This window comes from Cryomorphaceae bacterium, assembly GCA_007695365.1.
GTDB lineage: Bacteria > Bacteroidota > Bacteroidia > Flavobacteriales_D > SKUL01 > SKUL01.
Window position 1 is genome coordinate 23,784 of the sequence record REDV01000095.1, and the last position, 13,186, is coordinate 36,969.

Annotated in this window: 9 protein-coding genes; 7 read left to right on the forward strand and 2 right to left on the reverse strand. The window is 50.4% G+C overall.

The window, feature by feature from the left end; genetic code table 11:
* Positions 1 to 15: 15 nt before the first annotated feature.
* Together EA392_09895 and EA392_09900 are read right to left on the reverse strand one after the other, a co-directional pair.
* Positions 16 to 1,386 carry an insulinase family protein gene (locus tag EA392_09895; protein ID TVR38402.1) on the reverse strand — a complete coding sequence of 457 codons (1,371 nt, stop codon included), beginning with the start codon at positions 1,384 to 1,386 and terminating at the stop codon, positions 16 to 18.
* 12 nt (positions 1,387 to 1,398) lie between these two features.
* Complete coding sequence (locus EA392_09900; protein TVR38403.1) at positions 1,399 to 2,766, reverse strand: insulinase family protein; 1,368 nt, start codon at positions 2,764 to 2,766, stop codon at positions 1,399 to 1,401.
* A 219-nt stretch (positions 2,767 to 2,985) separates the two neighbouring features.
* Here EA392_09900 and EA392_09905 point away from each other — a divergent pair, with 219 nt between their 5' ends.
* The 7 genes from EA392_09905 (at position 2,986) to fusA (ending at position 13,182) form a co-directional block, all read left to right on the forward strand.
* Positions 2,986 to 4,155 (forward strand): MFS transporter, encoded by a 1,170-nt coding sequence (locus EA392_09905; GenBank protein ID TVR38404.1) that lies wholly within the window; start codon positions 2,986 to 2,988, stop codon positions 4,153 to 4,155.
* A gap of 191 nt (positions 4,156 to 4,346) precedes the next feature.
* Positions 4,347 to 5,153 carry a mechanosensitive ion channel family protein gene (locus tag EA392_09910; GenBank protein TVR38441.1) on the forward strand — a complete coding sequence of 269 codons (807 nt, stop codon included), beginning with the start codon at positions 4,347 to 4,349 and terminating at the stop codon, positions 5,151 to 5,153.
* Complete coding sequence (locus tag EA392_09915; GenBank protein TVR38405.1) at positions 5,095 to 6,216, forward strand: DUF3078 domain-containing protein; 1,122 nt, start codon at positions 5,095 to 5,097, stop codon at positions 6,214 to 6,216. Before EA392_09910 ends, EA392_09915 begins: the two co-directional genes overlap by 59 nt.
* A 194-nt stretch (positions 6,217 to 6,410) precedes the next feature.
* The gene (locus EA392_09920; protein TVR38406.1) at positions 6,411 to 9,932 is read left to right on the forward strand and encodes a hypothetical protein; all 3,522 of its coding nucleotides are present in this window, start codon (positions 6,411 to 6,413) and stop codon (positions 9,930 to 9,932) included.
* A 254-nt stretch (positions 9,933 to 10,186) separates the two neighbouring features.
* Positions 10,187 to 10,561 (forward strand): 30S ribosomal protein S12, encoded by a 375-nt coding sequence (locus EA392_09925; GenBank protein ID TVR38407.1) that lies wholly within the window; start codon positions 10,187 to 10,189, stop codon positions 10,559 to 10,561.
* Positions 10,562 to 10,580: 19 nt separating this feature from the next.
* Positions 10,581 to 11,048 carry a 30S ribosomal protein S7 gene (locus tag EA392_09930; GenBank protein ID TVR38408.1) on the forward strand — a complete coding sequence of 156 codons (468 nt, stop codon included), beginning with the start codon at positions 10,581 to 10,583 and terminating at the stop codon, positions 11,046 to 11,048.
* A gap of 25 nt (positions 11,049 to 11,073) precedes the next feature.
* Positions 11,074 to 13,182, forward strand: coding sequence for an elongation factor G (gene fusA, locus EA392_09935; protein TVR38409.1), 2,109 nt, complete (start codon positions 11,074 to 11,076; stop codon positions 13,180 to 13,182).
* Positions 13,183 to 13,186: the final 4 nt, after the last annotated feature.

A 13,186-nucleotide genomic window follows, 5' to 3' on the forward strand; every position in this document is an offset into this window, starting at 1 on the left:
TAAGCGGTGCGAAGTTTACTCTTCGTCGCGGGTTTCTTCGCTGTCTTCTGCTTTGTTCTCAACCGCCTTGGGCTCCTCCCAACGGGTGGGCTGCAGAAAGTCTGAAGTGCTGATCTGGCTCTCGTTGCCCAGGTACGACCAGTTAATTTTTCGGGCGTACTTGCGAAACACAGCGTTCACCTCTTCCAATGTGGTGTTCATGATGGCGTCGGTTATATCGCCCGCCCATCGCCAGTTGCCCGCAACAAAGGCGTGACCCAGGTCGTGGGCCTGTGCATCCACCGTTTCCTTACCCAAATAGTGAAAGGTGAGGAACGAGGGCTTTTTCTTTTCCAGCTCATCCTTCTCAAAGCCCTTTTGGATGGTTTCGTTCAGGGTCTCCACCATTACCTTGATGGTTGCCACCGGACTGATGGTACTCGCGTACAATCCGTTTACGGGATATCGAAGACCCGTTCCCACGTAGGCGTTTGGCCCGAAAGACAGCCGGCGTTTGTTGCGCAGCTCATCGGTAATTCTGTCAGAAAACATACTCATGGCAAGCAGGTTGGCAAACTTTTCTTCGCTGAATGCGGGGGGTGCAGGCATCAGGCCGAGCACGTGGTTTACATCCAGGTCCTGGTGCTCAATAGCCACACCCGGAAAGCGCACGGTTCCTGTTTCCACTTCACCGCGGGGAGTACCGGGAGGCAGGTCGCCCATGGCGCTGGCAATTTTCTGGCGAACATCGGCGGTTTCAACATTTCCCACCACCACGATAAAGATGTTGGACTTGCTCATCATCCAGTCGTAGTATTCGCGAACGTCATCAATGCTCAGCATCTGTAAGCTTTCCACTGAGCCGAGTGGAAGGTCGTTGTAATCGGTATCGCCAAAAGCGGCGCGGGTAGCAATTTCATCAATGTAGTTGCTGGCATTGGCCCGGTGCCGGCGGTTGCGCACAAAATACTCACCCACCAATCGCGAAAAAACGGCTTCATCCAGATTGGGCTGTGTAAGTGCGCGTGAGAACAACGACCAGCTTTCATTCCAGTTCTGTTTGAGCGCTGTCATACCCGCATAGCTATAGTCCAGCCCGGCTTTGGTGGCCACTCCCATGCCGAGGTTTTCAGCAGCCCGGCTAAAACCTTCGCGGTTGAGGTCGCCCGTACCACCCAGCACAGCAAGCTCCAGGGCGAGACTTTCAATGCCTTCCTGTGCTTTTGAGTAGTTGGCGGTACCCCCGCGCACGTAGAGACGCACGGAAATTACGTCACCGGGAACCTTTTTGAGGATAACCGGAATTTCGCGCACGTCAAATTGTTCGGCGTTGGCCTGGGCCACAACCTGCTGCGGTGCAAATGCGTAGATGCCTAGAAGAAAAAGAGATATATTCAGGATGCGCATGGCTTGTTCGTTTTATCGGATGGATTGAATGGGATTCACCTGGGTCAGGTTCATCATGTTTTTCATTTCTTCGGTAACCAGCAGTCCGGTAACGTTGGGTTTGTCCAGAATATAATCCCGCACAAATTGCTGCACGTCCGCTTTGGTCACCGAGCGGATGCCATCGAGGTATGCACCGTAAAAGTCCAGGTTGGCCGAGGCCCACCAGTAAGAGATGCCGTGCACTATTTCTGAAGGTACCTCACGTCCATAAAGTTCCTGATAGGTGAGCATCCGCTTGGCGCGTTCCAGTTGTTCATCGCTAAAGTAATCGGGATTGGCCCATCGGAGCAGGTGTTTCTGTACAATGTCGCGGGCCTCCTGCAAACCCTGAGGTTTGGCAACCATAAAAATGGTAATCGGTCCGGTGTATTTTTGGGTTGAATAGCCTACCGCTACCTGGTACACCAGCTCTTTTTCTGCAAGCTCTTGCTGAAGGGCTCCGTCTCCCTGGCTGAGCATGTAGGCCAGAACCTCGCCTGCGTGGGTTTGTTTGGGGTTGCGACGGGTGTCGGGTCCCTGAAAAGCCACGAGCATCACCGGTGCCTGGGCGTTTTCATTGGTGGTGAGCACTCCTTGTGAAACCGTCAGAGGCGCAAACTCCGGGATATCGGCTTCTGTCGGGAGGTTTTTGCCCCGCGTCCAGTCGCCAAAAATTTCGTCGGCCCAGTCCATAACCTGTGATGCCTTTACATCGCCCGAAACCAGCAGCAAGGTGTTGTTGGGTACGTACATGCGGTCGTGCATGATACGCAACTGGGCAGGTGTGGCATTGAAGATAACTTCCGGGTTGCCCAAAGCATTTTTGCGATGATGCTGATCGCCCCACAACTTTTCATATACCTCGTTCACCAAAAAATGTACAGGGTTGCTTTCCGCCCGCTCAATTTTGGCGTCCATTACATCCAGTTCGGCCTTGACGTCATCTTCGGAAAATAACGGGTAGCGCACAGCTGCATTCATCAGAGCGAGGCCGTCGCGGGTAGAGCGATTGCTCAGGGTAATGTGGTAATTGGCGCGCTCGTCGCTGGTGTTGGCGTTAAACACAATGCCCAATTCCTCTATGCGTCCGGTGATATCATCTTCGGTAGGAAACTCCTGGTTAGTCTTAAAAAAAAGGTGTTCGTACAAGTGAGCGAGGCCATTGGTTTCGGCGGTTTCGGCAAAGGCGCCGTTGCGCACTGCCAGCTTGATGGTGGCAAGAGGTGCCGCCGTATGTTCAACCACAAGTACTTCCAGTCCGTTCGACAAAGTGCGGTGATGAAAGTTGGAAGGCAGACCTTTTTGGGCCGTGGCTCCCAGCGTGGCGAGCATGAATAACAACAAGAGCGATTTTTTCATGGTTGGGTGATTTTCCGAAAAGTAAAACTATGGAGTGGAGCAATAGACATAAATCGTGCAAATCGGTTGCAAGTTTAAAACTTTTAACACGGTATGCCGCATCTTGTTTGTAGTAAAGTGATAGAAAAAAATGAAGGATGCTACATGCACCACGTGCAACTTTATCTCGCGGTGGAGGTTGTAATGGCGTTGTTTTAATCTTTTCCTTTACACCCGTTTATGGTGGCTCCTGAAAAACGCGTTTACACATTGCAGTTCTGGTTGTTATGCCTTAGCTTGTTTTTGTTTTTGGGGAGTTTTAACCTGCTGATACCCGAACTTCCTGCCTACCTGCGGGCCATGGGAGGTGAGCAATATCTGGGCCTCATCATCTCGCTTTTCGCGCTCACGGCAGGTCTTGCCCGCCCGCTCAGCGGTAAACTCACCGACAGAATCGGCCGAATTCCTATTATCGTTTTTGGTATTTTCATTAGCGTCATCTCAGGGTTGCTCTACACGGTGGTGACAGGAATTATCGGATTCTTTATCATCCGCTTGCTTCACGGATTGAGTGCGGGATTTACACCCACAGGGAATACCAGTTTGCTCACTGATATTATACCCGCAGCTAAAAGGGGCCAGGCCATGGGCTATGTAGGTATAGCTACCAGTTTGGGAATGGCGGTGGGTCCGCCGGTTGGTAGCTGGATATCCATGAATTATTCGCACGATGTGTTGTTCTTTTCATCGTCCGCTTCGGCCTTGCTGGCGTTGGTTGCCGTAGCCGGTATCAAAGAGACACTCAAAAAGAAGCAGCCTTTCACTGCCAAAATGCTCATCATTCACAAAGATGAGGTGATAGATCGCGATGTCATGGCCCCTTCGTTGGTGATGCTCATGACCATCTTCAGTTTTGGTTTGTTGCTCACCATTGTTCCGGATTACAGCGAATTTCTGGAAATGGAAAACAAGGGGGTGTTCTTCACGTACTTTCTTACTGCCTCGCTGTTGGTGCGAGCCACAGCAGGCCATGCCAGTGATCGCCACGGTAGACAAAAGGTGCTGAAGGTGGGTGTGGCTCTGCAACTTGTTGCGTTGGTGATGATGGCCTTGCTGCCTTTCAAGGCGGCCTTTCTCGCGGCCGGAGTGGTGTTTGGACTGGGCTCAGGGGTGATTTCTCCCGCGCTTTTTGCATGGACCGCGGATCTTGCCCAGGAACATCAGCGAGGCAAAGCTATGTCAACCTTGTTCCTTGCCCTTGAGATAGGTATCCTGCTCGGGGCCCTTGGATCGGGTTTTCTGTACAACAACCAAAGTGATCGCTTCCCGGTTACTTTTCTGCTTGGCGCCTTCTTTACTGCCTTTTCGCTGTACTACTTGCTTAAACGCTGGCCTGCTTTTCACCGCTAGCATAAGCCCGTCAAAAATCAACCAGAACCGCATCACGATAATACATGTTGGCGATGATAACTGTTTAGCCTGACGCAATTTTTGCTTTTCGAAGTAGCGCAATTTTACCGCGGAAATTGGGCTAATCCCAAGCTATCCTGTACTTTTGCCCGCCTTGAACTACAAAATCATTAACTAAAACATTGAATGTCATGGAAGAATACGTAGATAAATCAACCGACATGATACTGGAGATTGGCCCGCGCGTTCTGCTTGCCATTGTTGTTCTGGTGCTGGGTCTTTGGATTATCAAAGCAATATCCAACGCACTGGTGCGCCTAATGCAAAAACGAAATGTAGATCCGAGCCTGGTGCCGTTCCTTCGCAGCCTGGTGAGTATACTCCTGAAAGTAACCTTGGTTATTTCGGTAGTGAGCATGCTCGGGGTAGAAACCACTTCGTTTATCGCCATACTGGGAGCCGCGGGTCTTGCCGTTGGTCTGGCCCTTTCGGGTACGCTTCAGAATTTTGCCGGTGGTGTGATGATTTTGATTTTTAAGCCCTTTAAGGTGGGTGATTTCATCGATGCACAAGGCCATGCCGGTACGGTAAAGGAGATTCAGATTTTCAACACCATTATGAAATCTCCCGACAACAAGACCATTATCATTCCCAATGGCGGTCTGGCTACCGGAAGCATGGTGAACTTTTCTACCGAGCCCACACGCCGTGTAGACATGAGCTTTGGCATAGGCTACGGCGACGATATTGACAAGGCGAAATCCATCCTGATGCGATTGATGGAAGAAGACGAGCGCGTGCTGAAAGATCCAGCACCCACAGTGGCCGTTGCGGAGCTGGCAGATAGTTCTGTGAACTTTAACGTACGCCCGTGGGTAAAATCTGCCGACTACTGGGGTGTGTATCTCGACATGCACGAGAAAGTGAAGAAAACCTTTGATGCGGAAGGAGTTTCGATTCCTTTCCCGCAAATGGATGTTCATGTCAACAACCAATAAGTTGTATCAGATAACTAACCTAAAATACATTCCGATGAGAAAAATGATGTGTACCCTGGGGCTGCTGCTAATTGCAGGGTCTGCCTTCACCAATGCCGAAACTGAGGACAAGAAAGACCCGGGCTATCTCGGTACCTATTCCCTCTTTCTGGAAAACAACCGCAACAACATGTTTCGCCTGTTTCAGGACAGTGATACCAAAGATACCACGTGGGTATTTGGTGGTGTGATTGGCCTTAACTTCAACCAGGCAGCCTTTATTAACTGGGCAGCGGGAGGGGAGAATTCCATCGCTTACACCGCGCTCGGTAGCGCTATGGCCAAGTATGAAAAAGGAAACACCCAATGGGTTACCAGTCTTGATCTTGCTTATGGCCAAACCCGGCTAGGTGCGGGGCCTATGCGTAAAACTGACGATCGCATTGAGCTGAATTCGAAGTATGGACACAAAATCAATGATAAATTGTTCTGGAGCGGTTTGATGAACTTCAGAACGCAGTTCGACCAGGGTTTTAACCTGCCCAATGACTCGGTTTCAATCTCTGAGTTTATGTCACCCGGTTACCTGACGCTTGCACTGGGTATCGATTACCAGCCCACCAAGAATCTCACGTTCATGATTTCGCCGGCTACTTCTAAGATGACCTTCGTGATGAACCAGCGATTTGCCGATGCAGGTCAGTTTGGAGTTACGGCTGCCGAGTTTGATGAATTTGGCGTGAAAATCCGCGACGGCGAAAATTTCCGATTTGAACTGGGAGCATCGCTGACTGCTGCTTACGCTGCCAAATTTGCTAACGATAATATAGCTTTTTCTACCAGGCTTTTACTGTTTACCAACTACCTCGATCGCCCGCAAAATGTGGATGTAAACTGGGAAACGTTGTTGAGCTTCAGGGTGAATAAATTCCTGAACGTAAACCTGGCCACCTTGCTCATGTATGATCATGATATTACCATCCGCGAAGTGGTGGATGCAGATGATCCGAGCCAGGATAAATTTGGCCCCCGTACCCAATTTCGCGAAGTATTGAGCGTAGGATTGACCTACACCATTAAGTAAAGAAACTCTGTTTTTCCTTTTCAAAGCCCCTTCGGAAAGCCCGGAGGGGTTTTTCTTTTTTCGCGCCATACAAGATGAGGTTCACAGCATTCATGATAAAATCGTGAAGGCACGCAATTTCACCCAATTGGGTGAGCCGTGCCCGATGATGCCGAAATAGATTTGCCAATTGGAAGGTTCACCATTCAGCACCTATGAAAACAATTGCTTTACTGCTTCTATCTATTTCATTCGCGCTAGCTACTGCCGGCGCTTTTGCCCAAAACATTGGCATCAACGAAACCGGGGCCAATCCCCATGGTTCTGCTATTCTCGATGTTAGTTCGACCAGCAAAGGCATACTGGTTCCGCGAATGACCACCGCTCAGCGGATCGCCATAACCGGACCCGCAAACGGGTTGTTGGTTTATGACGGGAACACTTCATCCTTCTGGTTCTACGACGCAAGCGATTGGGTAGAACTGGTTTCAGGAACTGTGGATGGGAACACGCTCGATGAGGCTTACAACCAGGGTGGTGCGGGGGCGGGCAGGATTATTACAGCCAACTCAGGTTCGGTATCCGTGCAGGGAACAGATGGGTTTGAGGTCACCGGAACGTACAACTCAGGCGCCAACATCGGGGCTCCCGGTGCCGGCACGCGGATGATGTTTAACCCCCGCAAAGCTGCTTTCAGAGCCGGCAGGGCGTCGGGTAATGAATGGAACCAGGTCAACGTGGGCGATTATTCAACCGCCACGGGATTTGGCAATACGGCCAGTGGCGAAAGCTCTTTTGCCGCAGGAGTCTTTAACAATGTTTCAGGAGACTTTGCGGTAGGAATAGGAAACAGCAATCTCGTTTCAGGAGAGGGGGCTGTTGCCTTCGGGGAGTCAAACTTGTCCATAAACGACGGCTCGTTTGCCTCAGGACGCACATCTTCTGCTGTTGGAGAGGCGTCAATAGCATTGGGTGAGGCCTGCAGTGCAGTGGGAAATTTTTCAGTTGCCATGGGAAACCAGAGCTTTTCCAACGGAGAAAATTCGGTGGCACTTGGAAATGTCGCGCAGGCCAATGGCCAGAATTCTATGGCATTTGGGTTTAGTTCGGCTGCCAATGGATTTACTTCTACAAGCTTTGGATTGAACACCTTGGCCGACGCCCATATGTCATTTGCACTGGGTAGATTCAATGAGGGCGGTGGCAATCCTGGCTCATGGGTTCCGGCAGACCCGCTTTTCGAGATTGGCAATGGTTCAAACAACGCCAACCGCAGTAACGCAGTAACGGTGCTGAAGAACGGAAATACCGGTCTTGGAACTTCTACACCTACAGCAACCTTGCATGTGGCGGGATCGCTGCGTATTGTAAACGGATTGCAGGCAGCGGGCAGGATTCTCGTTTCCGACGCGAACGGCAATGCAACATGGGTTGATGCTCCGACGTCAGGAGGCACACTGGATGATGCCTACGATTTTGGCGGCGCCGGAAACGGAAGAGTAATTACCGCTGATGCAGGAGCGGTTTCCATACAAGGCACGGATGGGGTTGAAGTTACGGGCGTGTTTGGCTCGGGCGCCTCCATTGGAACTCCCGGTGCCGGAACACGAATGTTCTTTAACCCGCGAAAAGCTGCATTCAGAGCGGGCCGGGCTTCGGGTACTGAGTGGAACCAGGTCAATGTGGGCAACTACTCAACTGCCATGGGATATGGTAACACAGCCAGTGGTGTAAGCTCATTTGCTGCGGGAGAAGCAAATAATGTATCAGGAGACTATGCCGTTGGTCTGGGTGCAGAAAACGTTGTTTCAGGAGAGGGGGCAATTGCGATCGGTGAATCGAATGTTGCCAGCAACACGGGGTCTTTTGCATCCGGACAAAACTCATCGGCAACTGGTGTAGGCTCCATCGCATTGGGAGAGAATTGTATTTCATCCGGTGATTACGCCATAGCTATGGGAAACCAAAGCGTGGCCAACGGAAACAGTTCTGTGGCTATAGGTAAAACAGCACTGGCCAATGGTCAGAATTCCACGGCATTTGGAAATGCTACGACAGCCAATGGTTTCAGCTCATCGGCTTTCGGGAACGCTGTTGCCGATGCGCAGTATGCATTCGCACTTGGTCGCTTTAACGAGGGCGGTGGAAGTCCAAATTCGTGGGTTCCAACCGACCCCTTGTTCGAAATTGGCAATGGGGTAAGTGCGAGCAACACAAACAACGCTGTAACTGTGCTCAAAAATGGAAATACGGGAATAGGGACATCTACACCTACTTCCACCTTGCATGTTGAAGGTTCTGTGCGCTTTGAAAATGGCTCTGAGGCTGCCGGCAGAATTCTCGTTTCCGACGCAAACGGCAATGCCACCTGGGTTGATGCTCCACCTGCCGGAGGCACGCTGGACGATGCCTACGATTTTGGCGGCGCCGGAAACGGAAGGGTCATTACCGCTGATGCAGGAGTGGTTTCCATACAAGGCGCCGACGGGGTTGAAGTTACAGGTACGTTTGGCTCTGGTGCTGCCATTGGTGCTCCTGGTGCCGGTACGCGCATGTTTTTTAACCCGCGCAAAGGAGCTTTTAGAGCAGGTAGGGTTACTGCCGCGCAATGGGATGATGCCAACGTAGGAAATTACTCATCGGCATTTGGATACATGAACACAGCCTCGGGTTTGTATGCCGTGGCTTTTGGCTTTAATGCCATGGCCTCTGCGAATGGTTCTACCGCGTGGGGAAATGCCACCGAAGCAGCGGCAGTATATGCCACCGCATGGGGTCAGGGAACGGAGGCTTCAGGCATACGGGCCACTGCGCTGGGCTGGAACACTGCTTCCACAGGTCAGCAATCTATGACATGGGGGCAGAATAACCATTCCGGTGCTACCAATAGCACGGCATGGGGTTCCGGAACAAATGCTTCAGGGGTTCATTCTACAAGTTGGGGACAAACCACAACAGCCAGCGGACTAAGGTCAACAGTGTGGGGCTGGGATAACACGGCTTCCGGGGCCCAATCTACTGCGTTTGGTGTGCAGAACACGGCTGCATCGTTCGTAGAGACTGTGCTCGGAAGGTTCAGTACTAACTATACTCCAGTATCAGCAACAGGATGGAACAACAACGACCGGCTTTTTGTAATTGGTAACGGAACAAGCAATGCCAACCGCAGCAACGCCCTCACTGTAATGAAGAATGGAAATGTAGGTATTGGAACCGACACACCGGAAGCCACAGTTCATATAGACGGTACTTTGCGCTATCAGGACGGGCAGGAAGTGGCAGGTAGAACATTGGTTGCCGACGATGATGGAAACGCCTCGTGGGAAATCAGTCAGGGTTTCAGTGTGAATTTTTCGGCGAATACCACCTTGAACGCCGGCAACATCATGGTTTTCAATTATGAAAACCACAACAGAGGAAACAACTACAACCTTGCAACAGGAGTATTCACAGCGCCTTATGATGGTCTCTATCAATTCTCGTACATAGAGTACACCGGAGCCGGTGCCGGAACTGCTGCGGGTTTTCAAGTGTTTAAAAACGGACTGGTAAGAAGACATTACCCAACTGTAAAGGCCGTTGCTTCGGCTGATTTTGCAATGCACATTTCATGGACAATGGTGCTGGAAGCGGGAGACACAGTTGATCTTCGTCTTTTGGGCGCATCTCGCACGGTAGCCGGATCAACCATTTCAAACATCCGGAAAACCTCTTGGGAGGGAAACTTCATTAAGTAAGCTGGCTTGTCATTCCATTCAGGTTAAAGATGAAGAGTGAATTCAGCTGATGACTCTCATTTCAACCCATTTTTCTGCTGTATTTTCGGTGAGTTTCTCTGTCGTTTTTATTTCTCCACAATACCCTGTGAAAAATCAGAAATAAAAATGCTTTGGGCGTTGGATTGTATTAAAAATCTTATACCTTTGCAGCCCCAAAAAAATCAAGGATTGGGAAAATTAGATTCGAACACCAAGTAAAATAAGGGATTAGAATGCCTACAATACAGCAGTTAGTAAGAAAGGGCCGAAAGGTGATCGGTAAGAAGAGTAAGTCTGCCGCGCTCAATTCATGCCCGCAGCGCCGTGGAGTTTGTGTGCGCGTGTACACTACCACTCCCAAGAAGCCGAATTCAGCCATGCGAAAAGTAGCGCGTGTGCGCCTCACCAACGGAAACGAGGTGAACGCTTACATCGGTGGTGAGGGGCACAACCTGCAGGAACACAGTATCGTGCTGGTTCGTGGCGGTCGTGTAAAAGACCTTCCGGGTGTTCGATACCATATCATACGTGGTGCCCTTGATACGGCCGGAGTGGATGGCCGTAACCAACGACGATCTAAATACGGAACCAAGCGTCCGAAGAAATAATTGATACATCCGTAAAGCGATGAGAAGAAGAAGAGCTAAAGCACATGTGGTACTGCCCGATCCAAAATTCAACGACCGGATGGTGACCAAGTTTGTAAACAATCTGATGCTGGATGGCAAAAAGAACGTTGCCTACCAGGTGTTCTATGAAGCCATGGACCGGGTTGAAGAAAAAACCCAGGAAAGCAGCCTGGAGGTATGGCGCAAAGCCATCGAGAATATTACACCCCAGGTGGAGGTTCGAAGCCGTCGTGTAGGAGGTGCTACCTTTCAGATTCCTACGCCTGTTCGCGACAGCCGTAAACTGTCTATGGCTATGAAGTGGCTTATTCTGTTCTCTCGCAAACGAAATGAGAAATCCATGGGCGAGCGTCTGGCCAACGAGATTATGGCAGCGGCCCGGCAGGAAGGTGCAGCCTACAAAAAGAAAGAAGATACGCACCGCATGGCTGAGGCAAACAAAGCCTTCTCACACTTCAGATTCTAATTCATCACCGATAGTATAAGCAAAAATGGCAAAGAGAGATCTTAAATTCACACGCAACATTGGTATCGCCGCGCATATCGACGCCGGCAAAACAACTACCACTGAGCGTATCCTTTACTACGGTGGTGTAAGCCACAAGATTGGTGAAGTGCATGATGGTGCAGCTACCATGGACTGGATGGAGCAGGAGCAGGAGCGAGGTATTACCATTACCTCGGCTGCAACTACCCTCAACTGGAACTATCGTGGCGATACATACCACGTAAACATTATTGATACCCCCGGTCACGTTGACTTTACCGTAGAGGTAAACCGCTCACTTCGGGTACTGGATGGCCTTGTGTTTCTTTTCAGCGCCGTTGACGGTGTTGAACCGCAGTCAGAAACCAACTGGCGCCTGGCCAATAACTACAACGTGCCCCGAATCGGTTTCGTGAATAAAATGGACCGTCAGGGTGCAGACTTCCTGAATGTTTGTGCACAGGTGAAGGAAATGCTTGGCAGTCACGCACTGCCCTTGCAGCTTCCTATCGGCTCAGAGGATGATTTTAAAGGTGTGGTTGATTTGATCAACTTCCGCGGAATTATCTGGAATGAGCACGACATGGGTATGACTTTCGAAGAGGTGGATATACCTGCCGACATGGTGGATGAAGCCACCGAATTCCGTGAGAAACTCCTCGAGGCTGTTGCCGAATTCGACGAGTCATTGATGGAAAAGTACTTTGAAGATTCAAACTCCATTACCGAGCGCGAAATCCTCACTGCCCTCCGCGAGGCCACCATCGCCGGAAAAGTAGTTCCCATGATGTGCGGAACAGCCTTCAAAAACAAAGGCGTGCAAACCATGCTCGATATGGTGATGGAAATTCTTCCTTCACCATTGGATGTGGAAGCCATCATCGGAACCAACCCCAAAACTGAGCAAGAAGTGAGCCGCAAGCCTTCACCCGACGAGCCCTTTGCTGGTCTTGCTTTTAAAATTGCTACTGACCCCTTTGTTGGACGTCTTTGCTTTACCCGCGCTTACTCAGGTATTCTCGAATCGGGTTCGTACGTGCTCAACACACGCACAGGAAACAAAGAGCGTATTTCACGTATCTTCCAGATGCATGCCAACAAGCAAAACCAGATTGAGCGTTTGCACTGTGGTGACATCGGAGCACTGGTTGGATTTAAAGATATTAAAACGGGAGATACCCTTTGCGACGAAAAAGCGCCTATCGTACTCGAGTCTATGGATTTCCCCGATCCGGTAATCGGAATCGCCATTGAGCCTAAAACACAGGCCGATGTGGATAAACTCGGTGTGGCTCTTTCAAAGCTCAGCGAAGAGGATCCAACCCTCACCATCCACACCGATGAGGATTCAGGTCAGACTGTACTCAGCGGTATGGGTGAGCTTCACCTCGACATTATCATCGACCGTTTGCGTCGTGAGTTTAAGGTAGAGGTAAACCAGGGAGCTCCTCAGGTTGCTTACAAAGAAACCATCACAGGAACCGTTGACCACCGCGAGGTGTACAAAAAACAAACAGGTGGTCGTGGTAAATTTGCGGACATCATCGTTACCATCGAGCCTGCTTCTGACCCCGAAAAAGAAGGTTTGGAGTTCGTGAACGAAGTAAAAGGTGGTAATATCCCCAAAGAATTTATCCCTTCTGTTGAGAAAGGATTTAAAGAAGCCATGAAAAACGGTGTGTTGGCCGGTTACCCCGTCGACAGCCTACGTGTGGTTCTTAAAGACGGCTCATTCCACGCTGTTGACTCGGATCAGTTGTCATTTGAGCTTTGTGCTAAACTGGCTTACCGGACGGCAATGCCGAAAGCGCGCCCCGTGTTGCTCGAGCCCATCATGAAACTTGAAGTGCTCACCCCCGAAGAAAACATGGGTGACATTGTTGGTGACCTGAACCGTCGTCGTGGTCAGGTTGAAGGTATGGGAGACCGTGCCGGAGCCAAAGTATTGAAAGCTAAGGTGCCCTTGTCAGAAATGTTCGGATACGTAACAGCCCTCCGAACCATGTCTTCAGGTCGTGCAACTTCTACCATGGAGTTCTCTCACTTTGCTGAATGTCCCTCGAACATCGCAGAGACCGTGATCGCAAAATCAAAAGGAAAAGTAACCGCTTAATCAT

Coding starts and splice junctions, on each gene's coding strand:
- EA392_09900 (TVR38403.1), bottom strand. CDS start 2,766: ATGAAAAAATCGCTCTTGTTGTTATTCATGCTCGCCACGCTGGGAGCC.
- EA392_09895 (TVR38402.1), bottom strand. CDS start 1,386: ATGCGCATCCTGAATATATCTCTTTTTCTTCTAGGCATCTACGCATTT.
- EA392_09905 (TVR38404.1), top strand. CDS start 2,986: ATGGTGGCTCCTGAAAAACGCGTTTACACATTGCAGTTCTGGTTGTTA.
- EA392_09925 (TVR38407.1), top strand. CDS start 10,187: ATGCCTACAATACAGCAGTTAGTAAGAAAGGGCCGAAAGGTGATCGGT.
- fusA (TVR38409.1), top strand. CDS start 11,074: ATGGCAAAGAGAGATCTTAAATTCACACGCAACATTGGTATCGCCGCG.
- EA392_09910 (TVR38441.1), top strand. CDS start 4,347: ATGGAAGAATACGTAGATAAATCAACCGACATGATACTGGAGATTGGC.
- EA392_09930 (TVR38408.1), top strand. CDS start 10,581: ATGAGAAGAAGAAGAGCTAAAGCACATGTGGTACTGCCCGATCCAAAA.
- EA392_09920 (TVR38406.1), top strand. CDS start 6,411: ATGAAAACAATTGCTTTACTGCTTCTATCTATTTCATTCGCGCTAGCT.
- EA392_09915 (TVR38405.1), top strand. CDS start 5,095: ATGCGGAAGGAGTTTCGATTCCTTTCCCGCAAATGGATGTTCATGTCA.